The organism is Caulobacter sp. SL161 (assembly GCF_026672375.1).
In the GTDB taxonomy this organism is placed as follows: Bacteria; Pseudomonadota; Alphaproteobacteria; order Caulobacterales; family Caulobacteraceae; genus Caulobacter.
The window spans coordinates 2,729,467-2,751,162 of the sequence record NZ_JAPPRA010000001.1 but is presented as its reverse complement, the minus strand read 5'-3'; the positions used below and the strand labels follow the sequence as shown (position 1 = coordinate 2,751,162).

The 21,696-nt window shown below is 66.8% G+C and carries 15 protein-coding genes, 3 pseudogenes and 1 riboswitch; of the genes and pseudogenes, 13 read left to right on the top strand and 5 right to left on the bottom strand.

The window, feature by feature from the left end:
• Positions 1–181 precede the first annotated feature (181 nt).
• Positions 182–3,106: a peptidoglycan-binding protein gene (locus OVA11_RS13365; protein WP_268067819.1), complete on the top strand. Its 2,925-nt coding sequence runs from the start codon at positions 182–184 to the stop codon at positions 3,104–3,106.
• 243 nt (positions 3,107–3,349) lie between these two features.
• Positions 3,350–3,811 (top strand): DUF3429 domain-containing protein, encoded by a 462-nt coding sequence (locus OVA11_RS13360; protein WP_010919908.1) that lies wholly within the window; start codon positions 3,350–3,352, stop codon positions 3,809–3,811.
• Positions 3,812–3,933: 122 nt separating this feature from the next.
• Here OVA11_RS13360 and pdeM read toward each other — a convergent pair whose 3' ends face one another.
• Entirely contained in the window at positions 3,934–4,641 is a 708-nt protein-coding gene (pdeM, locus tag OVA11_RS13355; RefSeq protein WP_268067818.1) for a ligase-associated DNA damage response endonuclease PdeM, read from the bottom strand.
• Positions 4,638–7,199 (bottom strand): annotated as a pseudogene (locus tag OVA11_RS13350) (ligase-associated DNA damage response DEXH box helicase). Before OVA11_RS13350 ends, pdeM begins: the two are co-directional and overlap by 4 nt.
• Before the next feature lie 142 nt (positions 7,200–7,341).
• Here OVA11_RS13350 and OVA11_RS13345 point away from each other — a divergent pair.
• The 6 genes and pseudogenes from OVA11_RS13345 to OVA11_RS13320 all read left to right on the top strand — a co-directional run bounded on the left by OVA11_RS13345 (position 7,342) and on the right by OVA11_RS13320 (position 12,779).
• Positions 7,342–8,310 carry a tetratricopeptide repeat protein gene (locus OVA11_RS13345; RefSeq protein ID WP_268067816.1) on the top strand — a complete coding sequence of 323 codons (969 nt, stop codon included), beginning with the start codon at positions 7,342–7,344 and terminating at the stop codon, positions 8,308–8,310.
• A pseudogene (locus tag OVA11_RS13340) lies at positions 8,288–8,947 on the top strand (hypothetical protein). The gene OVA11_RS13345 and the pseudogene OVA11_RS13340 overlap by 23 nt, the downstream one beginning before the upstream one ends.
• Before the next feature lie 927 nt (positions 8,948–9,874).
• Positions 9,875–10,252 carry a hypothetical protein gene (locus tag OVA11_RS13335; protein WP_268067815.1) on the top strand — a complete coding sequence of 126 codons (378 nt, stop codon included), beginning with the start codon at positions 9,875–9,877 and terminating at the stop codon, positions 10,250–10,252.
• Entirely contained in the window at positions 10,249–11,187 is a 939-nt protein-coding gene (locus tag OVA11_RS13330; RefSeq protein WP_268067814.1) for a helicase C-terminal domain-containing protein, read from the top strand. Before OVA11_RS13335 ends, OVA11_RS13330 begins: the two co-directional genes overlap by 4 nt.
• A gap of 83 nt (positions 11,188–11,270) precedes the next feature.
• Complete coding sequence (locus OVA11_RS13325) at positions 11,271–11,867, top strand: SRPBCC family protein (RefSeq protein WP_268067813.1); 597 nt, start codon at positions 11,271–11,273, stop codon at positions 11,865–11,867.
• Between the two features lie 114 nt (positions 11,868–11,981).
• Positions 11,982–12,779, top strand: a complete 798-nt coding sequence (locus tag OVA11_RS13320; protein WP_268067812.1) for a hypothetical protein — start codon at positions 11,982–11,984, stop codon at positions 12,777–12,779.
• Positions 12,780–12,906: 127 nt separating this feature from the next.
• Here the strand turns inward: OVA11_RS13320 and OVA11_RS13315 are convergent, their stop codons facing one another.
• Entirely contained in the window at positions 12,907–14,538 is a 1,632-nt protein-coding gene (locus OVA11_RS13315) for a pectate lyase (RefSeq protein ID WP_268067811.1), read from the bottom strand.
• 454 nt (positions 14,539–14,992) lie between these two features.
• On the opposite strand from OVA11_RS13315, the gene OVA11_RS13310 reads away from it, so the two are divergent.
• On the top strand, positions 14,993–15,175 hold the full coding sequence (locus OVA11_RS13310) for a hypothetical protein (protein WP_012640390.1): 183 nt from the start codon (positions 14,993–14,995) through the stop codon (positions 15,173–15,175).
• A gap of 111 nt (positions 15,176–15,286) precedes the next feature.
• On the opposite strand, the gene OVA11_RS13305 is transcribed toward OVA11_RS13310, so the two are convergent.
• Together OVA11_RS13305 and OVA11_RS13300 are read right to left on the bottom strand one after the other, a co-directional pair.
• A complete protein-coding gene (locus OVA11_RS13305; protein ID WP_268067810.1) occupies positions 15,287–15,955 on the bottom strand; it encodes an aspartate/glutamate racemase family protein in 669 nt (222 codons plus the stop codon).
• Between the two features lie 11 nt (positions 15,956–15,966).
• Positions 15,967–16,968, bottom strand: a complete 1,002-nt coding sequence (locus OVA11_RS13300; RefSeq protein ID WP_268067809.1) for a D-cysteine desulfhydrase — start codon at positions 16,966–16,968, stop codon at positions 15,967–15,969.
• 223 nt (positions 16,969–17,191) lie between these two features.
• On the opposite strand from OVA11_RS13300, the gene OVA11_RS13295 reads away from it, so the two are divergent.
• From OVA11_RS13295 to OVA11_RS13280, 4 genes and pseudogenes are all read left to right on the top strand, one after another.
• On the top strand, positions 17,192–17,746 hold the full coding sequence (locus OVA11_RS13295) for a tetratricopeptide repeat protein (protein ID WP_268067808.1): 555 nt from the start codon (positions 17,192–17,194) through the stop codon (positions 17,744–17,746).
• 11 nt (positions 17,747–17,757) lie between these two features.
• Positions 17,758–18,186 (top strand): hypothetical protein, encoded by a 429-nt coding sequence (locus tag OVA11_RS13290; protein WP_268067807.1) that lies wholly within the window; start codon positions 17,758–17,760, stop codon positions 18,184–18,186.
• 52 nt (positions 18,187–18,238) lie between these two features.
• A riboswitch (TPP riboswitch) is annotated at positions 18,239–18,344 on the top strand.
• Between the two features lie 73 nt (positions 18,345–18,417).
• Positions 18,418–20,256, top strand: a complete 1,839-nt coding sequence (gene thiC, locus OVA11_RS13285) for a phosphomethylpyrimidine synthase ThiC (RefSeq protein ID WP_268067806.1) — start codon at positions 18,418–18,420, stop codon at positions 20,254–20,256.
• Between the two features lie 47 nt (positions 20,257–20,303).
• A pseudogene (locus OVA11_RS13280) lies at positions 20,304–21,693 on the top strand (S41 family peptidase).
• Positions 21,694–21,696 lie beyond the last annotated feature (3 nt).

Sequence of the window (21,696 nt, the reverse complement as noted above, 5' to 3'; positions counted from 1 at the left end):
CCTGGCAAATGGTTAACCAGTGTTAACCCTCTTGCTTTTGAACCGCGCTACAAAGTGATGGGACTCTGTCCTGATTCCTCCACAGTGAATCGCGCAGCCACTACATCTGGCGTTTTCGTCGCGTTTACACCCCAGGAATCGGTGACTAGCGTTTTCCCCAGGTGCGGGGAGATCGATTCGCATGACGGCGGCTTCGCCATGGAGCGTTAAGGGGATTGACCCCAAGGCACGGGAGGTCGCGAAAGACCTCGCGCGTCGCTCCGGCATGACTCTGGGTGAATGGCTGAACCGAATGATCATCGAAGGCGATGGTCAGACCGCTGACCCGCGTCTCGCGGGGGACGACGCCCCCAACCGCGCCTATCTTGAGATTGTCAAAGAAGATGCGCCGCCGCGCATCGAGATCGCCCAGCATCCGGCCGACGAGGTTGGTCGCGTCGCGCTGGCGCTGGATCGCCTGACCCAACGCATCGAAGCCGCCGAAGGGCGCAACGCCGCCGCCATCACCGGCATCGATCACTCCGTCCGCGACGCCCTGACGCGTCTGGGCGCATCCGAACGTGAGCAGATCGCCGTCGCCGCCCGGTTCGAGGGGGCCGTCGACGAACTGAAGACCGAGCAGGCTCGGGCCACCGAACGTCTGCGCCGGATCGAGAGCGAGGCGGCCGGTCCGCGCTCGGCCGAGGCGCTGCGCGCGCTGGAAGGCGCCTTGGGCAAGGTCGCCGGACACCTTTACGAAGGCGAGGCGCGGACGCGCGAGGCGATCGCGACGCTGGAAGCCAAGCTGAACCAGCAGAGCTCGGGCGATCCCAGCGCGCTGGTCGAGGCTGTCGTCGCGCGACTGGGCGAACGCCTGGAAGCCGCCGAAACCCGCACCAGCGAGGCGCTGCGCGAACTGGGCGCGTCGTTCCAGGCGCTGGATCAGCGCTTGGGCGCCGTCGAGACCGCCAATCCCGCTACGGGCGTTCAGGAGCGCCTGGACAGCCTGGCCGCCACCCTCACGCAGAAGATGGAAGCCGCACGCCTGGAAATGGCGGCCAAGCTTCGCGAAAGCGCCGACGGACGTTTCGACCGCATGGAGCGCAAGCTCGGCGAGATGGCGGCCCACGTGCAGGCGGCCGAACAGCGCTCGGCCCAGGCTATTGAGCGTATGGGCCGCGAGATTGTCGGTGTCGCTGACGCGTTCAATCGCCGCGTCCACGCCGCCGAGAGCCGCAACGCCAGCGCTATCGAGCAGGTCGGTGGCGAGGTGGCGCGGATCGCCGCCAGCGTCGAGCACAAGCTCAATCGCGCCGACAGCGTTCAGGCCCAGGCCCTCGAGAAGCTGGGCGGCGAGATCGCCCGGATCACCGAGAAGCTGGCCGAGCGGATCGGCAGCGCCGAGCGACGCAACGCCCTGGCCATCGACGATGTCGGCGAACAGGTCGCCCGCGTCACAGAGCGTCTGAACCAACGCCACGAACGTTCCAGCCAGGAACTGGTCGACCGCATCCGCCAGAGCGAAGAGCGCACGCTCCGCATGCTGGAAGAAGCGCGCGAGAAGATCGACAGCCGTCTGTCCGAGGCGCAGCGGAAGCTGGAAGCCGCGCCGCCGTCGCCGCCGCCCGCGCAGGCTCCGGCGCCGGTCGCGACCGCCCAGCGTCCGGTTCCGCCGGCGGCATCGCCCTTCGACGATAACTATTTCAGCCAGGCCGCTTCGTTCAGCACGGCTGAGGATGAGGTCGACGCGTTTGATGCGCCGCCTGCGCCGGCGCGTAGCTTCGAGGTGGCGGAGTTCCCGGCTGCGGAGCCGGAAGAGCCGGCCTTCGCACACGATGACTACGCGATCGCCGATGGCTTCGAGCCGGAGAGCCCGCGCTACGAAGTCGAGCCTGAGATCTCCGACTTCGCGCCCGCCGAGCCGTCGCGTCCGATGTCGACCCGCGACATCATCGAGCAGGCCCGCGCCGCCGCGCGCGCCGCCGCCGCCTCGGAAGGCAAGGGTGGCAAGGCCAAGTCGGCGAAGAAGGAAAAGGCTTCCAAGGCCAGCGGCTCGCTGTTCGGCGGCTTTGGCGGTTTCTCGACCAAGAAGTCGAAGGCGCGCTTGGGCGCGACCGTGACGACGGCCCTCGTTGTCTTCGCCGCCGCCGGCGCGCTCGGGGCCTGCGTGGGCGGCCTGCTGCTGCTGAACACCGACGACGGCAACAACTCGCCCAGCCGCGTCGCCCAGGCGATCGCTGGTCGCAAGGCCGATGTCGAGGTGAATGGTCCCGAGGCTGACACGACCCCCGGCGCGCCGCGCGCCGCCGTCGCGCTGACGACGGGCAAGGTCGTCCCGGCCGAGGTCGAGGCCCCCGCCGCCCCGCCGACCAACGAAGCCAAAGCCCTGTTCGAGGATGCGGTCCGTAAGATCGAGTCGGGCGACCGCTCGGGCGGCGAACTGCTGAAGCGCGCAGCCAATGGCGGCTACCCGGCCGCGCAGTTCTACCTCTCGAAGATGTACGAGGGCGGCAAGAACGGCGTCAAGGTCGATATGGCCGAAGCGCGCCGCTGGAGCGAGCGCGCCGCCAACGGTGGCGATCCGCGCGCCATGCACAACCTAGCCCTCTACTACTTCAAGGGCGAGGGCGGTCCGCGCAATTCGACGACGGCCGCCAGCTGGTTCCGCAAGGCCGCCGATTTGGGCCTGGTCGATAGCCAGTTCAACCTGGCTCAGCTCTACGAAAGCGGACTGGGCGTCAGCCAGAATCCGGCCGAGGCCTACAAATGGTATGTGATCGCCGGCCGGGCTGGGGATTCGACCGCGCGGGGCCGCGCTACGGCGCTGCGCTCGCAGCTGACCGCAGAGGCCCAGCAGACCGCTGACCGCTCAGCCCTGGCCTTCCGTCCGCAGACTCAGGTCCAGACCGCCAGTCTGTCCTCCGCTGCGCCGACCGCCGCAAACGCCAACCTTGGCCTTGCTCAGCGTGTCCTGTCGCAGCTGGGCTATTACCAGGGGCCGCGCGACGGTGTTTCGTCGCCCGCCCTGCGCATGGCGATCGCGGCCTATCAGCGTGATCAGGGTCTGCCCTCCACCGGATCGGTGGACGGCGAGACCCTCAATCGCCTGTCGGTGTACGCGCGCTAAACGCCTCGCGACCTCGCGCTTTGCCGGGAAGAGGGCCGCGTTTGTCATGGCCCGTTCTCGCTCGCCCTGGCGCCTGTTCGGGATAAACTCCATTGCATTCAAACACCTTCCTGGGCCAATTCAGGTCATGAGCCAGGGCTTCGCGCGCTGACGATCGTCCGTGGACCTATCGCGTGCGGTCGGTAATAGTCGCGTTAGGGGCAGGGGCGGGCGACCAAGGTCGCCTTCCGAAGGAGTTGTGGCATGAACGAGTCCGCGGGCGGGCGGACGCCGGTTCCACCGGCGGCGTGGGTCTTTGGTCTATCGACCCTGATCCCATTCTTTATCGCGTCGGGCTTGTTCTGTTATGGCCCCGTGGCCATCCGGAAGTCCGCCTTGCTGGGACTTCTGGCTTACTCGGCCGCGATGGTTTCCTATTTCGGCGGGGTCCGTACCGGTCTTGAGATCGAGAACCCCAGTCCGCGATGGTCGGTCCTGGGGATCTCTCTTCTTTTCCCGCTGGCCGGATTTGGCCTGTTGCTGGGCGGCCTGAAGTTCGAAGCGGCCTGGCAGCTATCGGGTTTTCTGCTGGTGTTCCTGCTGCAGTGGGTCTGGGATGTCACCGATCACGAGGGGCCGAGTTGGCGCCCCCGGATGCGCACCCTGATGACCGCCGGCGCGGCCATCTCTCTGGCGTTCGCGCTGGAGCAGGCCCTGCATATGTAAGCGCCGGCGCCAGAGCCTGTCTGGTTTAGATGGCGTCCTCCAAACCAGATAGACAGGCTCTAATTCATAGACTTAGAGCGCGTTCGAGCGGTTTGGCCGCTCACACTCAAACCTAACGCGCTCTAGTCCGGTCGAAGGGATTTGAGGCCCACCGCGTGGACCCGCTGGGGGCCCAGCGCTCCCGCCAGGACCGGGCCATCGAATAGACCGGAAAAGGCTTCGTCGAGAATGTTCAGGCCGCCCGCATAGGCGCCAAAGGCGGGCAGAACCAGACGCGCCCCGTCGGTGACGAAGCAGCGGCGGCGGACCGTGGCGCGCCCGCTGGACACCTTGGCTGCGGGATGAAGGTGCCCCGCCACCTCGCCGGGTTGCGCGCCGGGCAAGGGCTCATGCCGAAGCGTGAGACCCGCGAGGCTGGCCTCGTCGATCACGTCACCCGGCAGGGCTCTTGGGCCATCGGCGTCATGGTTGCCCACCGCCCAGACCAGTTCTCGTCCCGAAGCCAGACCTGCCAACCGACTGTAGTCGTCACTGGCCAGCCGGGCCTCGCCGGCGGCGTCGTGAAAGCTGTCGCCCAGAAAGATCAGCCGCCGGGGCGCCAGCTGGGTGATCTCGCGATCGAGCCGATCCAGGGTTTCACGCGTGTCATACGGCGGCAGCATCTGCCCAAAGCGCGCGGCGTAGCTGCTGCCCTTCTCGAAGTGCAGGTCGGCCACGATCAGCGTGCGCTCGCGCTCTAGCCACAGTGCGCCGGACCACCTCAGCATCACCTCGACATTGGCGAGCGCAACGCGAAGGCCGCCGCAGGGTGAGGATTGGAACCGTGTCACGGCCGCGCCTCGGCGATCAGGTCCGCTTCGGCCTCGGCCAGGATCATCTCGCCGGCGGCGTCGCCCGGAGCCCGTTCGCGGCCGATCTCCAGCATCATCGGGACAGCGAAGGGCGAGACGCGATCCAGCGCCACGTGCCGGATGCGCCCGCTGACACGGGTCAGCATGTCGCCCAGGCGCGCGATGTCCAGCAGGCCCGTGGCCGCGTCGAGCCGCGCGCAGCGCAGCATCAGGTGGTCGGGTTGGTGTTTGCGCAGCACGTCGTAGATCAGGTCCGTCGAGAAGGTCACCTGCCGCCCGGACTTCTCGGCGCCAGGGTGGCGGCGCTCGATCAGACCCGCGATCAGAGCGCAGTGCTTGAACGAGCGCTTCATCATGAAGCTCTCGTCCAGCCAAGCCTCAAGGTCGTCGCCCAGCATGTCCTGGGCGAAAAGCTCGTCCAGATCCAGATCGTCCATGGGGCGCAGCGACCACAGGTTCAGCGCGTAGTCGTTGCACACAAAGCCCAGCGGGCCGACGCCCAGCCGGTCCAGCCGGCGGGTCAGCAGCATGGCCAGGGTGGTGTGGGCAAGGCGCCCGTCGAACGGATAGCAGACCATGTGGAACCGCTTCCCGCGCGGGAAGGTCTCCAGCAGCATCTCGCCCTCCGCCGGAATGGCCGAGCGGATCTTCTGCCAAGACAGCCACTCCTGCACGTCGCCGGGCAGGGCGCTCCACTCGCGCTCGTCATGCATCATCTGCCGCACGCGACCGGCCAGATAGGTCGACAGCGGGAATTTCGAGCCGCCCCAACTCGGCATCTTCGGATCATCGTTGGGCGCGGGCGAGACAAAGGCGTCGGCCCCGACGAGGCTGTTGTAGCGCCAGACCTGGCCGGCGAAGACGAAGGTGTCGCCCGGCGTCAGCTGCTCGAAATAGCCTTCCTCGGCCTCGCCGATCTTGCGTCCTCCCACGGGCCTCCGCCCGCCGCCAACCCGAATGTTGATCATCGCCGGGGAGATGATGGCTCCGACATTCATGCGGTGCTGCTGGCGGGCCTGGGCGTTGCGCGCAGTCCAGAGGCCGTCGGCGGTCTGCACGATCCGCCGAAACTTGTCGTAGGTGCGAAGCGCGTAGCCGCCGGTCGAGACGAAGTCGACCACGGCCTCGAAATCCTCCCAGGTCAGCTCGGCGTAAGGCCCCGCCGAGCGGACCTCGTCATAGAGGTCGGTCAGCTTGAACGGCTCCGAGCACGCACAGCCCATGATATGCTGCGCCAGAACGTCCAGGCCGCCGATACGGGGCGGTTCGCCGTCCAGGTGGTTCTCCAGAATGGCGTCGGCGGCCGCGCGGCACTCCAGCATCTCGAAGCGGCTGGCGGGCACGAACAGGGCGCGGCTGGGCTCGTCCAGACGGTGATTGGCGCGACCGATGCGCTGGACCATCCGCGAGGCGCCCTTGGGGGCGGCCAGCTGGATGACGAGATCAACGTCGCCCCAGTCGATGCCCATGTCCAGGGTCGAGGTGCAGACCACCGCGCGCAGTTCGCCCCGCGCCATCGCCGCCTCGACCTTGCGGCGCTGTTCGGCCGACAGGCTGCCATGGTGCAGGGCGATCGGCAGGCCCTCGTCGTTCAGCTCCCAAAGGCGCTGGAACGCGAACTCGGCCTGGAAGCGGGTATTGACGAAAACGAGGGCCGTCTTGGCCGCTTTGATGATGTCGTAGACCTCGGCCATGGCGTGCTCGGCCGTGTGGCCGGCCCACGGCACGCGGCCGCCGGAGACCAGGACCTCGACGACAGGCTGGGCGCCGCCCGCGCCGAGCACGAGGTCGATGGAGAAATCCTCCCCCTCAGGGGGGAGGTGGCGCGAAGCGCCGGAGGGGGAAGGGGCAAGGTCAGCAGAACTTCCCCCTCCGTCGGCTGCGCCGACACCTCCCCCGCTAGGGGGAGGGTTTTTGTTCACGCCCAGCCACTTCCGCACCAAGTCTGGATCATCCACCGTCGCCGAAAGCCCCACCCGGCGCATACCGGGCGCGAACTGCTGCAGGCGCGACAGGCCCAGCGCCAGGAGGTCGCCGCGCTTGCTGGGCCAGATCGCATGGGCCTCATCGATGATGACGCAGCGCAGGTCGGAAAAGTACTCGCGCGCGCCTTCCCAGGCGCAGAACAGCGCCAGTTGCTCGGGGGTGGTCAGCAGGATGTCGGGCGGGCGGACCTTCTGGCGGGCCTTGCGGCTCTCGCCGGTGTCACCGGTGCGGCTCTCGGCGACGATCGGCAGGCCTATCTCGCGAATGGGGGTGAGCAGGTTGCGCTCGACGTCCACTGCCAGCGCCTTCAGGGGCGAGATATAGAGGGTGTGGACGCCGGCCGGAGTGTTGCGCGGGGGACGCTCGGCCAGTTCGATCAGGCTGGGCAGGAAGCCCGCCAGAGTTTTGCCGCCGCCGGTCGGGGCGATCAGCAAGGCCCCGCGACCGGCCCGCGCCTTTTCCAGCATCGCCAGTTGATGGTCGCGCGGGGTCCACCCGCGTTTGGCGAACCAGGCCTGGAACTGAGGAGGAAGGGCGTTCGCCGCGAGCATTGCTGGCGATATAGCATGTTCCCTTTCTGTTTCACCCTGCTTTTGCGCGCGCCCTGCGCGAGTTCGGTTGCATCGGCCATAGCTTGCGGTTGTCTGGCTTGACGCTGGGGGCGCTGTCGTGACGCTTCGGCGGTGTGAGGCATTGATGCGTTTGGGTTGGTTGATCGCGCTGATCGTCGCGGGCCTTTGGCCCGATGACTCGGCGCGCGCCCAGGACTGGCGCTCCCAGACCGACTGCACTGCCGTCGAGCGGGCGGCGGAGGGCGGCGACACGTCATTCTATGTCGATCTGGCGATCTGTCACATTCGGGGCGAGGGGCGCGAGCCGGATGTCGCTAAGGGGCTGGTCTGGCTTCGAAAGGCTGTGGCGCTCGGCGAGACCGACGCGATGGTCGAGCTCGGCAATCTCTACCTCTTCGGCGCGGAAGGGCTGGCGATTGACGCCTCCGGCGCCGTGAAGCTCTACGCGCGGGCGGCGCGTCTGGGCGATCCGAACGCCATGTTCAACATGGCCGTGATGCACCGGGGCGGATACGGATTACCCGAGAACCCGCGTCTGGCCCGCGCCTGGTATCTGCGGTCGGGTGAGGCCGGATCGGCCGCCGGGGCGTTCGGCGCGGGCGTCGCCCTGATGGAGGGGTATGGCGGGCGCTCGGACGCCAGACGGGGCGTTCTTTGGCTGCGCCGCGCCATCGAGATGGGCTCGGCCGAGGCCATGAACGAGCTAGGTCGCCTTCACGCCGAGGGGATGGGGGTGGCCTCGGACTCCGACAAGGCGCTCTACTTCTACCGCGCCGCGGCGCGGAACGAGCTGCCGGATGCGATGTATCGACTGGGCGCGGCCCACTACAATGGGCAGCTGACGGACAGAAACTATGTTGTGGCGATGCGCTGGTTCCAGTTGGCGGCGGATCGGGGCGACTACGACGCCTGGTTCGCCCTGGGCGTGATGTGCGAGACGGGTCGCGGCGTGAAGTCTGATCGGGAGCTGGCGCTTCAGATGTATCGTCGAGCGGCTGACAGCGACCAGCCCGCCGTCCGCGAGAAGGCGCAAAGAGCGATCGACCGGCTGCTCGGCTTGGCCGAGGATGACGAGGACCCGGTGGGTTAGGCCGCGCTGCGGCCGTTCCCATTCTGTTTCGAGCCGGCTTCTGATAACCAACGCGGGTGACTGCTTCGCCGCCGACTCTGGACCTGGCTCCGGCCCTGGTCGTCCTGCCCGGACCGCGCGCCGGCCTGGCCGATGGCGGCGCGGCCCGCATGCTCCGCGCGCCGGACGCCCGCGATCTCTTCGAGCATGGGCCGGTGCTGGTGGCCCATGCAGCCATGACCGCCCGTCGCCTGAACCTGTCGCCGCCGTCGCGCTCGCCGCGCTTGTTCGACGTGCTTGAGCTGCACGCCTTTGTGCGTCCGGCGGCGTTCTGCGCCCCCTCGGCGGTGGGCCTGGCGACAGCGCTGGGTCTGCGCGAACCGCACGGCGCGGCCGAACAGGCCCAGACCCTGCGCGAGGCCGCCGACGCCCTGCTTCGAGAGCTGGCGCTGACGCCGGTCCCGTCCCGCGAAGAGGCCCTGGCGATCGCCGAGACCCTGGCCAAGGGCGGCTGGTCGTGGGGAGCGGCGGTGATCGGCGCGCTGCGCTCGGTTCCCGTCGGCAACCAGTTCCGCGGTTCGGGCCTCGATGTCTGGGCGCGGCTTGTAGAGTGGGAAGACCAGGCGCCGCCCGGCGAAGCGGGGTCGCGCCCCATTGATCCCGAGCGCGCCGGCGAGCGTCTGACCGAACTGCTTCAGCGATCGGGCCTGGAGGAGGTCCGCGAAGCCCAGGCGACTTTCGCCAGGGAAGCCACCTTCGCCTTCCAGCCGCGCGAGCGGGAGGGCGAGCCGCGCATGATGCTGGCCGAGGCGGGTACGGGCGTCGGCAAGACGCTCGGCTATCTGGCGCCGGCGTCGCTGTGGGCCGAAGCGAACGGCCCGTCGGTCTGGGTCAGCACCTATACCCGCGCCCTGCAGCGGCAGATCGAGCGCGAGAGCCGGTCGATCTATCCCGATCCCAAGGAGCGGGCCCGCAAGGCGGTCGTACGAAAAGGCCGCGAGAACTATCTGTGCCTGTTGAATTTTCAGGAGCAGATCAATGGCGCTCAGCTGGGTAACGGCGATCTGATCGGTCTGGCTCTGACGGCGCGCTGGGCCCGCGCCACGCGCGACGGCGACATGACCGGCGGCGACTTTCCCGCCTGGCTGCCAACCCTGGCGGCCGTGCCGCCCTCGGTCCAGGCCAGTCCCGCCAATCTGGTGGACCGTCGGGGCGAGTGTATCCACGCGGGCTGTCAGCACTATCGCATCTGCTTCATCGAGAAGGCGGTGCGGGCGTCCAAGCGCGCCGACCTCGTCATCGCCAACCACGCGCTGGTCCTGACCCAGGCGGCCTTCGACGGCGCGCGCACGGCGCGGGGGCTGAAGGGCGACAACGAGACCACCAGCCTCAAACGCATTGTCTTCGACGAGGGCCACCATCTGTTCGAGGCCGCCGACAGCGCCTTCTCGGCCGCCCTGTCGGGCGCGGAGGCGGCGGAGCTGCGGCGCTGGATCGGGGACCCGAAGGGCGTGGTCGCCGCGGGCGCGGCCTTGAAGCACGTCTGCTGGACATTCTGGGTGACCGCGAAGGCGCGCGCGGTGCGATGAGCCAAGCTATTCAGGCCGCAGCCGCCCTGCCGGGCGAGGGCTGGTCAGGCCGGGTTGCGCCGCCCGACGGGCAGATCAATCCGATCGGTCCGATCGAGAACTTCCTCGTCGCCGTCATCGAGCAGCTGCGGGCCCGCAGCGGCGACCGGGGCGGGGCCGATCTTGGCCTGCAATGCGACGCGCGCCCGGCGACCGATCTGGTCCGCGAGCGCGCGCCCGAAGCGGCCAAGGCGCTCGCGGCGATCGAGGCCCCGCTGCTGGCCCTGGCCCGGGCGCTCGAAGACGTGCTGGACGAGGATGCCGAGCACCTTGGCGCGTCGGAGCGGGCCAGGATCGAGGGGCGTTGCGCGGCCTGGACCGCCGCGCGCGCATGACGCTGCCGGCCTGGCGCTCGATCCTCAAAGCCATCGAGGACGACGACGTTGAGCCCAGCGACAGCGATCCGGACTTCGTCGACTGGTTCGAGGCGACCTTCCTGTACGGGCGTGTGGTGGACGCCGCTTGCCGCCGGCACTGGGTGGACCCGACCGAACCGTTGCGGGCGGCGGTGCTGTCGCCCGCGCACGGTGTCCTGGTGACCAGCGCCACCCTGGTTGATCCCGCGCTGGAGGACCCATTCGCCCTGGCCGAGATGCGCACAGGCGCGGCGCGCCTGCCGACCGCGCCCAAGGTGCTGCGGCTTGTGTCGCCTTTTGACTATGAGAACAACGCCAAGGCCTTTGTCGTCACCGACGTGAACAAGGAAGATCCGCGCCAGGTCTCGGCGGCGATGCGCGAGCTGTTCCTGGCGGCCGGGGGCGGGGGGCTTGGTCTCTTCACCGCCATCCGTCGACTCAAGGCTGTGCATGAGCGCATCGCCGCGCCGCTGGCCGATCAGGGCCTGGCGCTCTACGCCCAGCACGTCGATCCACTGGAGGTCGGGGCTTTGGTGGACATCTTCCGGGCCGAGGAGGACGCCTGCCTGCTGGGCACTGACGCGATCCGCGACGGCGTGGATGTGCCCGGCCGCTCGCTGCGGCTGCTGGTGTTTGATCGCGTGCCCTGGCCGCGCCCCGACGTGCTGCACAAGGCGCGACGTTTGCGGTTTGGGGGTAAGGGCTATGACGACGCGGTGGCCCGCGCGCGGATCAGCCAGGCCTTCGGTCGCCTGATCCGGCGGGCCGACGACCGGGGTGTGTTCGTGATGCTGGATGCGGCCGCGCCCACGCGGCTGTTCTCGAGCCTTCCCGAGGGTGTCACGTTGGAGCGGGTCAGCTTGGTCGAGGCCATCGAAGCGACCGGCGCTTTCCTGGCCAGGAAAGAGGCCTGAGCTCCGCGCCGCCGACACGCCGAACAATGATCGCATGATGCGTCCGGTTCGCCTCTGGAGCCGTAACGACCCCGTCACGAGGAGTGCTGTGCATGCGCGTTCGAAATCCCGTCGCTCTGGCCATCGTGGCGTTTTCACTCTTGGTCGCGGGCCAGGCCTGGTCCTTTGATCTCTCCGCCAAGGCCAAGGCGGCGCTCGCCAAGGGGGAGGCCTATGCCGAAGTGTTTCCCGACCCTGACGGCATCTCAGGGCATGTGAAGGGTGTGGTGGATATCGATGCGCCGCCTCAGAAGGTCTGGCGCATCATGACCGACTGCGCGGCCGCCAAGGTGATGATCACCACGCTCGCGGTCTGCCGCATCGTCGAGGGCGACATGGCCCGCGGGTGGGACATCCGTGAGCATGTGACCCGACGCAATCTCGTGTTTCCCGGTCTGCGGATCGTCTTCCGGTCCGACTACGAACCCTACAGCCGCATCAAGTTCAGACTGGTCGGCGGCGATCTGAAGGTCGAGCAGGGCGAATGGAAGCTGCAGGCCTTGGATGGCGGCCGACGGACCCGGGTGCTCTACGACAATCGCCTGGCCGTCGACTGGCCTGTCCCAAAGGCGCTGATCCGTGAGGCTCTCCGGAAAGATACGCCCAAGGTGCTGATGAATCTAAAGCGCCTCTGCGAGTAATAAGGCGATCGTTTTTCGCGCGACCTAATGTCGCACTTTAGGATCAAACAAGGGTCATCTGTATTTTTCCAGTTGTCGCGATTGAATGCGCGACGGAATATTTCTGCACGTTCGTTGAATGCACGGAAGGGCGGCGTCGACCGCCCACGAGCGGAGGCGGGCATGGCCGATTCCCTGTTTTTCTTTCACAATCCCAAGGCTGGCGGAACCTCGGTCGAGGACGCTCTTCGGAGCTTGTTCCCTGACGAGCGGTGTTGCCCCAGGATCGAGAACGACGCGACTGAACACGCCCAGAGGGCGGGGCGCTACGCCGGTTTTCGCGGTTACGACTTCTACGCCGGCCACTATGGCTTCGATATCTATCAGGCCGTGGGTTCAGGCATGGCGGCGGCCACGAATTTTCGCTGGCCGATTGACCGGATCGTATCCGTCTATCGCTACTTCCATCACGTCGTCGAATTGTCTGATTCTCAGGTCAGGGATCCGCGCTTCAGGGCGGTTCGCCTCGCCAAGACGCTGTGCATGGATGATTTTGTCACCTGCGACGATCCGGCGGTGCAGCTCCACACCCATGATCACCATTTCCGCCAACTGACGGGATCGGGTTGGTCTATGGTCAATGATCAGGACCTCTCCGCCGCGAGACGGCTCATCAACCAGATGGTCTGGTTCTATGTCTGCGAACATCCTCACGAGTCCCTGGCGTGGGCGGAGGAGGCCTTCTGCCGCGCGCTTCCTGAGATCCCGAGGCTGAACATCACCCGGACGGGCGGTGCGTCCGAGGCGGGGCTCAGCGCGCGGGCGTGCCGTCAGCTCATCTTGCAGAACGAGAGGGACATCGTGCTCTACCAGTACGCCCTGGAACGACTGATCGCCCAGGTAACGCACGAGCCCTCACGTCTGGTCGCTTAAGGGCGGGTGGCGGTCTGGAGTCCTTCAGATCGAGATGAAACCATCCAAAGTGGTCAAATGAGCTCGGGATAACTGATCCTGAAGCCTGCTCATCTGCTTGGATGGCTTCATCTAAACGACACCTGCGCTAGCTGGCCGTCACATACTTGATCAGCGCCGCCATGTTCTCGATGTAGGTTCCGGTCGAAATGCCGATTTTCGGCGTGTCGGTGATGTAGGGCGAGGTGTCCGTCGCATCCCCCACGCGGGTCTGGCTGAAGTCGCCGGGCGCGGGAGTGGACGACCCGTCGCCGATATATGGGTTGCTGGTGGCCCGCAGCTCCGTGGGCCACCAGCCCTCGGCGTTCAGCGACGCGATCAGACTGGCGACCTTGTCCGGCGAGGTCTGGCCGGCGTCGGCCTTCAAGGTGTCGACGTTCAGGTCGGAGACCGAGATGTCGCCGGTGGTGAAGAATCTCGGCAGCGCCTTGCGACCGCCCTTGAGCGGCGAGTCCTTGCTGGCGACTTCGGGCGGCGTGGCCTTGAGCTTAGCCAGCCGCTTGCGCAGGCCGTCGACGTTCACCGCGCGGAACGAGGAGTAGTGGATCACCGTCCCGTGCGGGTTCTGGTCGGTGTAGTATTCGCCATTGACGACGTTGCTGCCGCGGCGGTGCACATAGAGCGGCTTGCCCGTGCCAACTTCGATAAAGGTCGGGTAGGGGCGTCCCTTCTGGATTTCCTGCGGCAGTTTGATGCTGTCCAGCCAGTCCAGCGCCTCGCCCAGGCGCGCAAGATACTTCGGATCGCCGGTCAGTTCGTAGAAATCCATGCAAGACGCGATGTTCGCGCCCGTTGTGTGGGACGCCAAGGCTTCGGGTTCGTAGCTCCGGGCTGCGGCGGGCTTCAGCGTATCGACATGGTGCTGCAGGCCCCAAGCTGGCTGCGGCTGGGGCTGCTGGCAGATCACGAAGCAGTCCATCGCCTTCTTGATGGCGGGCAGGGCGCGCGGATCGCCCAGGGTCTGCCAGATCATGATCAGGAACTTGATGTTCTCCCCGGCCACATCGTCGTTGAAGGTGATGTAGCCCGTATAGTCGGGGCGGCCATGGTTCTGGAATTCGGTCTTCAGCGGGAAGCGCTGGGGCCAGCCGCCGTTCGGATACTGGCTGTCGAGCACGAACTGCAGAGCCTTGTCCAAGGCCGGCTTGAAGCGCTTGTCCTGCTTTTCGACGTAGAGGCGCAGCAGGAACTGCGAGCTCTCGGCCGTGCCCGCGTCATCGAAGGTGGCGTTGCCGTAGTAGTGCTGGAATTCCTCCAGCCGCCAGCCGTTCTTGCCGATGGTGTCGTACCATTTGCGGATCGACGCCTCGCCGGCCAGATCGCCGAGATAGTTCCAGCCGCCGGCGGGATGCTGGATCGCGATCAGGGCCTCGGCGGCCTTGCAGGCGGCGTCGTAATAGGCCTCGTCGCCGGTGGCGTGATAGGCGTCCAGGAACACATGGCCCATCGTCGCCGTGCCCGGCGGCTGCACCCAGATCATGGTGGGGTAGGCTTCCATCTCGCCCCAGCGGCGCGAGAAGTCGGGCAGGTAGCTCCACACATAGCCGCCCTTGTAGGCGACCTTGTCGACCATGAAGCGCGTCGCCTTCTTCATCGTCTCCAGCGCGGCGTCACGGGTGGGCGCGGCGAAGGCGCGCAGCGGCGTCAGAGCGCCCGCTGCAGCGAAGGCGGCCGCCGAGGTGGCCATGAGACGACGGCGGGAGAGCGGGCTGAGGGGCATCCATAAACTCCGAACGGCGCGGAGCTTACATCGATGGATAGGCGAGCGAACCTCCCTGGCCAGCGACGGCTCCGTCATCTTGGAAGTGACGTTGGGTATACTATGCTACCGGTGTCATGATTTTGACCACCCCCTTTTCGCGAATGCCTAAGCGTCTATCGCCACGCCCGGTTCCGCGCGTCGCTGAGCGCCTGCGACAGGCGGACGCGTTGCCTAGGGGGGGTGTGTTCGGCGAGTTTCCCGGCGTTCATTTTTGAGGCGACGGCGCGCTCGGAGCAGCTTGGCCGACGCCGTCCTGTTGGGGAACAGGACGACGCCCCCGGATCGTAAGGGTCCGGGGGCGTTTTCACGCGACTGCGACCGGGTCATCGCCGTAGCGTTGCAGAACAATGATCACTCTGCGTCCAGCGGTCGCATGGCGGCCTAGTGTTCATATCTTGTAAACCTTTGGCCCATGGGGACACGTAACGAGCACCTGGGCGAAGCCGAGCGTCTGGAGCGACAGGCCGAGATCGCTGACAACGCGCATGCTCGCGCCGCCTTGCTGCGCATGGCGCAAGCCTCGCGAGGCGCTGCCGCTCTGCTGGGTCTTTTCGAGGCCGGTAACGATGAGGCGCCGCCAGTCGTTCGCGGCTAGAGCGCTAGGTTCGAGTGGACGCGGCTAACCCGCCCGATTGAAATCTAAATATCTGATCTCAAATATTTTTCACCTGGTTTGGAAGGCTCTGGACCAGATGGGCTCGATCCGCTAGCCGGCTAGGCAAACCTCGACACAGCGGGCCGCCAGGGTTTGGGTGGCGTCCAGGAACGGCGCTGAGAGGTCGTCGCGTGATAGTACGAGGGGGACCTCGGTGCATCCCGCCACGACGGCTTGCGCGCCCTTGTCGATCAGACGGCGGGCGAGGGCGGCCATGGCGTCCTGCGACGCTCGTCCAACGTCGCCCCGCTTGATCCGATAGAGCAGGGCCATGAACTCCACCTGCTCGTGATCGTCCAGCGTCACGACCTCCAGCCCCAAAGCCGTAAAGCGGTCGCGATAGAGCCCAAGCGCCAGACTGGTGCCCAGCACGCCGACGACACTGGCTCCTTGGGCGCGAGCGGCCAGACCGGCTGTCTCCAGCATATCGATCAGCGGCAGGCCCGAGGTGCGCACATCCTCGGCATAGGCGTGCGCGGTATTGCACGCGATCGCCAGCACCTGGGCGCCGGAGTCCCGAAGGCCCGCCGCCATCGCCGCCAGCACCGGACCGGGGTCTGAGTCTTCGACGTTGCGATCGGGAACCTTGGGGTTGATGTCCACCAACACCCGCAAATGGTCCTGCTCGCGGGTCACTGGCGTCGCGGCTTGCAGTTTGGCCAGAAAGTCCAGCGTGGCGGCGGGGCCCATGCCGCCCAGGACGCCAAGAACCTTGCTCATCGACGAGACCCTTATCCCAGCGCCGGCTCAAGCACCGTCTGATAGCCGAACAGGCCCTGGGCGCCGCCGGTGTGCAGGAAGACGACCCGCTCGCCCTTGAAGGCGCCTTTGCGGGCCTGGTCGATCAGCCCCTTCATCGCCTTGCCCGAATAGACGGGATCCAGCAGCAGACCTTCGGTGCGGGCGGCCAGGGCCAGCGCGTCGATAACGCCTTGGTCCACGAGGCCGTAGCCCTCGCCGACATAGTCGCAGTCGGCGACGACCGCTTCGCGCCTGACTCGGCCACCAGCGCCGATCGTCTCGGCCGTGGCGACGGCGAGGTTATAGACGTTCTCTTCCTGCTTGAGCTTGGGGGCGCGGACGCCGAAGCCCAGGATCGGGATATCGACGGACAGCGCCGCGAAGCCGGCGACCAGGCCGGCGTGCGTGCCGGCGCTGCCCGTCGCCGTGACCAGACGGTCGATCTTCAAGTCCATCTGGTCGGCATGGACGACGAGCTCGCGCGCGCAATCGACATAGCCGAGCGCGCCCACCGTATTCGAGCCGCCGCCGGGAATCACGTAGGGCTTACCCCCACGCTGACGAACGCTCTCCGCAGTGATGTCGAGCTCGGCGACCATGTCCGTGCCGCCCGGCACATAGCGCAGCGACGCGCCCATCAGCTTGTCGAGCAGGACGTTGCCGTTGCCCATGTAGTCGCTGGCCTTGGAGCCGGTGCGCTCTTCGAGGATCACCTCGGTCTTGAGGCCAAAGCGCGCGCCGGCGGCGATGGTCTGGCGCACGTGATTGGACTGAACCGCGCCCTGGGTGACCAGGGTGTCGGCGCCCTGGGCCAGGGCCTCGCCCAGGAGGAACTCCAGCTTGCGGGTCTTGTTGCCGCCGCCGGCCAGGCCGGTGCAGTCATCGCGCTTGACCCAGAGGTCGATCCCCAGCTCCGCGCCGAGGCGCGGCAGCGGCTCCAGGGGCGTGGGCAGGTGGGCGAAGCGGGCGCGAGGAAAGCGAGCGAGATGCATGGGCGCAGATCCTGAGAGACTCGCCATCTGTTAGCACGGCGTGCGCCGCCGTGCTGGACCGGACGCTCCTCGCCCAGTGCGGGCTAGCGGTGGAACTGCAGTCCCTAGGTCCCGGCCTCGGCTTTGCTCTACGGGGCGCCTGGCGCTTAGGCTCCGGCGCGAGCGGTGCTATAATGAATCCAGAAGGTCGGCGCGAGACAGACCCGATCCCAGGGAGGAAGACATGACCCGCATAGTTCTCTTTGCCTTGGCCGTTGCCGCGTTGGCGACCGCTGGCGCTGCACAGGCTTCCACGATGGTCATCGGCGGCGGGGCCGCAAAGGAATGCTCCGACGCCGCCCTGAAAGGGCGCTCGGACAAGCGCTCGGTGTTGGCCTGCACCAGCGCCTTGGAGTTGGAGAACCTGAACTTTCGTGACCGCGCCCGCACCTATGTGAATCGCGGCGTGCTCCAGATGCGGCAACGGGATTTCGGCGCGGCGCGCTCCGATTTCGACTCAGCGGGCGCGATCGATCCCAATCTGGGCGAGGTTTTTGTGAACCGAGGCGCGGCCTATGTCGGCGAGGAGCGCTATCGCGAAGGCGTAGAGCAGATCGACAAGGGATTGGCCTTGGGTGTGAAGGAGCCCGAAAAGGCCTGGTTCAACCGCGGCCTGGCCAACGAAGGACTGGGAGATCTGAAGGCGGCGTTCCGCGACTATTCGCGAGCCGCTGAACTCAATCCCGATTGGCCGGCGCCGAAGCTTGAACTCACGCGTTTCTCGGTGAAGCGCCCCTGAATTCTTCTGGCGTGCGCTCTGCGATCCAAGGAGCCAAGTCGGTGAATCGAGCGGCGCATCTTCTTTCCGCAGGTCTTGCTGTGTTGCTCGGGGGCGGAGCCGCGCATGCGCAAGACCTGCGTGAAATCCAAGCGCGAAACGCCGTCGCCCACGCCCTCGAAGACGCGCGTCGCGATGTTCTGCAGAGTCAGATCGCAGCCTCCAGTGCGCTCGAGCGCGCGCAAACCCAGGTCACTCTTCGCGATCTGAACGCGGCGCTGACAACGGGTCCTGTTGTTCTGAAAGACATCGCGCCGCCGCCTGTGACCGGGGACGCAACGCTGAGCGACGCAGAGTTCAACGCTTCCATGGAGCGCCTTGAACGGCTGACCCAGGCGGCCCTCGAGGAGGGTAACGCCCGGATGCGGGCGATCCGGCCGGCTAGCGAGCCCAAGGAGTAGCGCCTGGGGGCATTGCGCCTTGACCTGTGCGTCAGTGTCCCTAGTGTCCGACGTCTGTTCACCGGGGGGCCGCTCGCGCGGCTGAGATTGGGCTCACGCCCTGACCCGTAGAACCTGATCCGGGTCATGCCGGCGAAGGGAGGGAACGCGGACGACAGCGTTTGTCTCGTCCGTAAGACCGACTCAAGCACGCACGTCCGGGTCTCCTTGGAAGCTTGAGGAGCGCCCGAAATGAATATTCAAAGCACCATCAAGGCCGTGGCCGAGACGATCTCGACCGGTCCGATCCCCGGCTCGCGCAAGGTCTATCAGGCTGGCGAGCTGTTCCCCGAACTGCGCGTGCCGTTCCGCGAGGTGGCCGTCCACCCGTCGGCCAACGAGCCGCCGGTGACGATCTACGATCCCTCGGGCCCGTATAGCGATCCGACTGTCCAGATCGACATCGAGAAGGGCCTCCCGCGCACCCGCGAGGCGCTGGTCGTGGCGCGCGGCGACGTCGAAGAAGTCACCGATCCCCGCCAGGTTAAGCCCGAGGACAACGGCTTCGCCCAGGGCAAACACCTGGCCCCTGAATTCCCGGACACCGGCCGTAAGATCTACCGCGCCAAGCCGGGCAAGCTGGTCACCCAGCTGGAATACGCCCGCGCCGGGATCATCACGGCCGAGATGGAATATGTGGCCATCCGCGAGAACCTGCGCCGCGAGCAGGACCGCCCCTGCGTGCGCGACGGCGAGGACTTCGGCGCTTCGATCCCGGACTTCGTGACGCCTGAGTTCGTGCGCCAGGAAATCGCCCGCGGCCGTGCGATCATCCCGGCCAACATCAACCACGGCGAGCTGGAGCCGATGGCGATCGGCCGCAACTTCCTGGTCAAGATCAACGCCAATATCGGCAACTCGGCGGTGCTCTCCACCGTCGCCGACGAGGTCGACAAGCTGGTCTGGGCCACGCGCTGGGGCGCCGACACGGTCATGGACCTGTCCACCGGCCGCAACATCCACAACATCCGCGACTGGATCATCCGCAACAGCAGCGTGCCGATCGGCACGGTGCCGATCTATCAGGCGCTGGAGAAGGTCAACGGCGTGGCCGAGGACCTGAACTGGGAGGTCTTCCGCGACACCCTGATCGAGCAGTGCGAGCAGGGGGTCGACTACTTCACGATCCACGCCGGCGTGCGCCTGCCGTTCATTCCGATGACCGCCAAGCGCGTCACCGGCATCGTGTCGCGCGGCGGCTCGATCATGGCCAAATGGTGCCTGGCGCACCACAAGGAGAACTTCCTCTACGAGCGCTTCGACGAGATCTGCGAGATCATGCGCGCCTATGACGTGTCGTTCTCGCTGGGCGATGGGCTGCGTCCCGGCTCGACCGCCGACGCCAATGACGAAGCCCAGTTCTCGGAACTGCGCACACTGGGCGAGCTGACCAAGGTGGCCTGGAACCACGGCGTCCAGGTGATGATCGAAGGGCCGGGCCACGTGGCCATGCACAAGATCAAGGCCAACATGGACGAGCAGCTGAAGCACTGCCACGAGGCCCCGTTCTACACCCTCGGTCCGTTGACCACCGACATCGCGCCTGGCTACGACCACATCACCTCGGCGATCGGGGCTGCGATGATCGGCTGGTTCGGCACGGCGATGCTCTGCTACGTCACGCCCAAGGAGCACCTGGGTCTGCCGGATCGCGACGACGTGAAGACCGGCGTCATCACCTACAAGCTGGCCGCCCACGCCGCCGACCTCGCCAAGGGCCATCCCGGCGCGGCCATGTGGGACGACGCCATCAGCCGGGCGCGCTTCGAGTTCCGCTGGGAGGACCAGTTCAACCTGGGCCTCGATCCGGAGACGGCGCGGAGGTTCCACGACGAGACCCTGCCCAAGGAAGCGCACAAGACCGCGCACTTCTGCTCGATGTGTGGTCCCAAGTTCTGCTCGATGAAGATCAGCCAGGAGGTCCGCGACTTCGCGGCCGCCAAGGCCCCGAACGACGCCGAGCTGGGCATGGCGCAGATGAGCGAGAAGTTCCGCGAGCAGGGCTCGGAGATCTATCTGAAGACCGAGTGACGCGTTTTCACTGGCGCGACGGGGGAGACGCCTCCACCGTCGCGCCTATGAAACGTTTGAGTCTTCTCGCGGCCACGGGCGCGTTCCTGCTGGCTTCTCCGGCCTTGGCGGAAAGTCCGTTCTGGCCGGTGCAAGCCAAGAACGGGCCCGTGGCCGCCGAGCTGCGCGGTGCCTGGAAGTCCCGAGGCTATGGCTGGATCGTCCAGTTCGGACCCGATGGCCCTCAACTGTTTCATACCGCCGGCGGCGGCTGCTATCCCGATCCACGCCGCGAGCCGGATCCCGACGGAGTCTTGAGCCTTTGGCGAGCTGAAGGTCCAGGCGTGATAACCCTGACGGGCGATCCTGAGGGTACGCGCTATCAGTTTGACCGCCTGCCGAACCTGCCGACGGACTGTATCTCAGCAGGAGGCTGGACACCCGACCGCATCGTCGCCTTCGCGGCGGACACCTTCGCCGAACTCTATCCGCGCACGGCGGAGCGCAAGCTGGATTGGCCTGCGCGCAAGGCCAAGGCGCTGACTCAAGTTGGGGCCGAACGCCACCGACGATCAGCTTTGGCTGGCGATGGCGGGGCTGCTCAGCGGCCTGGATGACCCGCATGTCGAACTGCATGGGATGGTTCAGGGCGCCCGCCGCGATCTTGAGCCGGGCGAGTCGCCCACGCTGATGCGCGTCCGGGCTGCAGACCCGTCCGGCGACGAGCGGGTCTGGCTCCAGGCCTACCGTGAAGGCATCCTGACGGGCCTGCTGCAGGGCAAGGGGCGTCAGGCCGCCAACAATCGGATCCTCTGGGGGCGGGTCGACGACGTCGGCTACCTCAATGTCCTGACCATGGGCGCGTTCGCCCGCAACGCCGCGCCGGACGATCCGCGACCGCTGGACGCTGTCCTCGATGAAGCCCTCAGCGCCTTCGGCGGCGTCAAGGCGGTGGTGGTCGATGTCAGCAACAATCGGGGCGGATACGACATCATCAGCCGAAGGATCGCGGCGCGATTCACCGCTCAACCCCGTGTGGCCTATGCCAAGGTTCCGGTGGGCGCGAAGGCCCCGCCGCAGGTGATCAAGGTCGAGCCGTCCGGTGCGGTTGGCTTTACCGGTCCGGTCTATGTGGTCACCAGTGACATCACGGTCAGTGCGGGCGAGACTTTCGCCCTGATGATGACGGCGTTGCCGAACGTGACCCTGGTGGGTGGGACGACGCGTGGGGCGTTCTCCGACCAGCTGCCCAAGCCCCTGCCCAATGGTTGGGCTCTGGCCCTGCCGGCGGAGCTCTATCGCACGGCGGACGGCCTGGATCTGGAAGGGCGCGGACTGGCGCCGACCGTTCCAATGGCGGTGTTTCCAGATAGCGACCTGATGGGAGGTCACGCTAAGGCCTTGTCCAGGCTGTTCGCGGCAATCCGCGAGGGCGCCGCGCCGGGCGTCACACGCTGACCT

Excerpts from the sequence above, each read along its gene's own strand:
- OVA11_RS13365 (WP_268067819.1), top strand. The coding sequence starts at position 182 with ATGACGGCGGCTTCGCCATGGAGCGTTAAGGGGATTGACCCCAAGGCA.
- OVA11_RS13360 (WP_010919908.1), top strand. The coding sequence starts at position 3,350 with ATGAACGAGTCCGCGGGCGGGCGGACGCCGGTTCCACCGGCGGCGTGG.
- OVA11_RS13335 (WP_268067815.1), top strand. The coding sequence starts at position 9,875 with ATGAGCCAAGCTATTCAGGCCGCAGCCGCCCTGCCGGGCGAGGGCTGG.
- OVA11_RS13330 (WP_268067814.1), top strand. The coding sequence starts at position 10,249 with ATGACGCTGCCGGCCTGGCGCTCGATCCTCAAAGCCATCGAGGACGAC.
- OVA11_RS13315 (WP_268067811.1), bottom strand. The coding sequence starts at position 14,538 with ATGCCCCTCAGCCCGCTCTCCCGCCGTCGTCTCATGGCCACCTCGGCG.
- OVA11_RS13310 (WP_012640390.1), top strand. The coding sequence starts at position 14,993 with ATGGGGACACGTAACGAGCACCTGGGCGAAGCCGAGCGTCTGGAGCGA.
- OVA11_RS13305 (WP_268067810.1), bottom strand. The coding sequence starts at position 15,955 with ATGAGCAAGGTTCTTGGCGTCCTGGGCGGCATGGGCCCCGCCGCCACG.
- OVA11_RS13300 (WP_268067809.1), bottom strand. The coding sequence starts at position 16,968 with ATGCATCTCGCTCGCTTTCCTCGCGCCCGCTTCGCCCACCTGCCCACG.
- OVA11_RS13295 (WP_268067808.1), top strand. The coding sequence starts at position 17,192 with ATGACCCGCATAGTTCTCTTTGCCTTGGCCGTTGCCGCGTTGGCGACC.
- thiC (WP_268067806.1), top strand. The coding sequence starts at position 18,418 with ATGAATATTCAAAGCACCATCAAGGCCGTGGCCGAGACGATCTCGACC.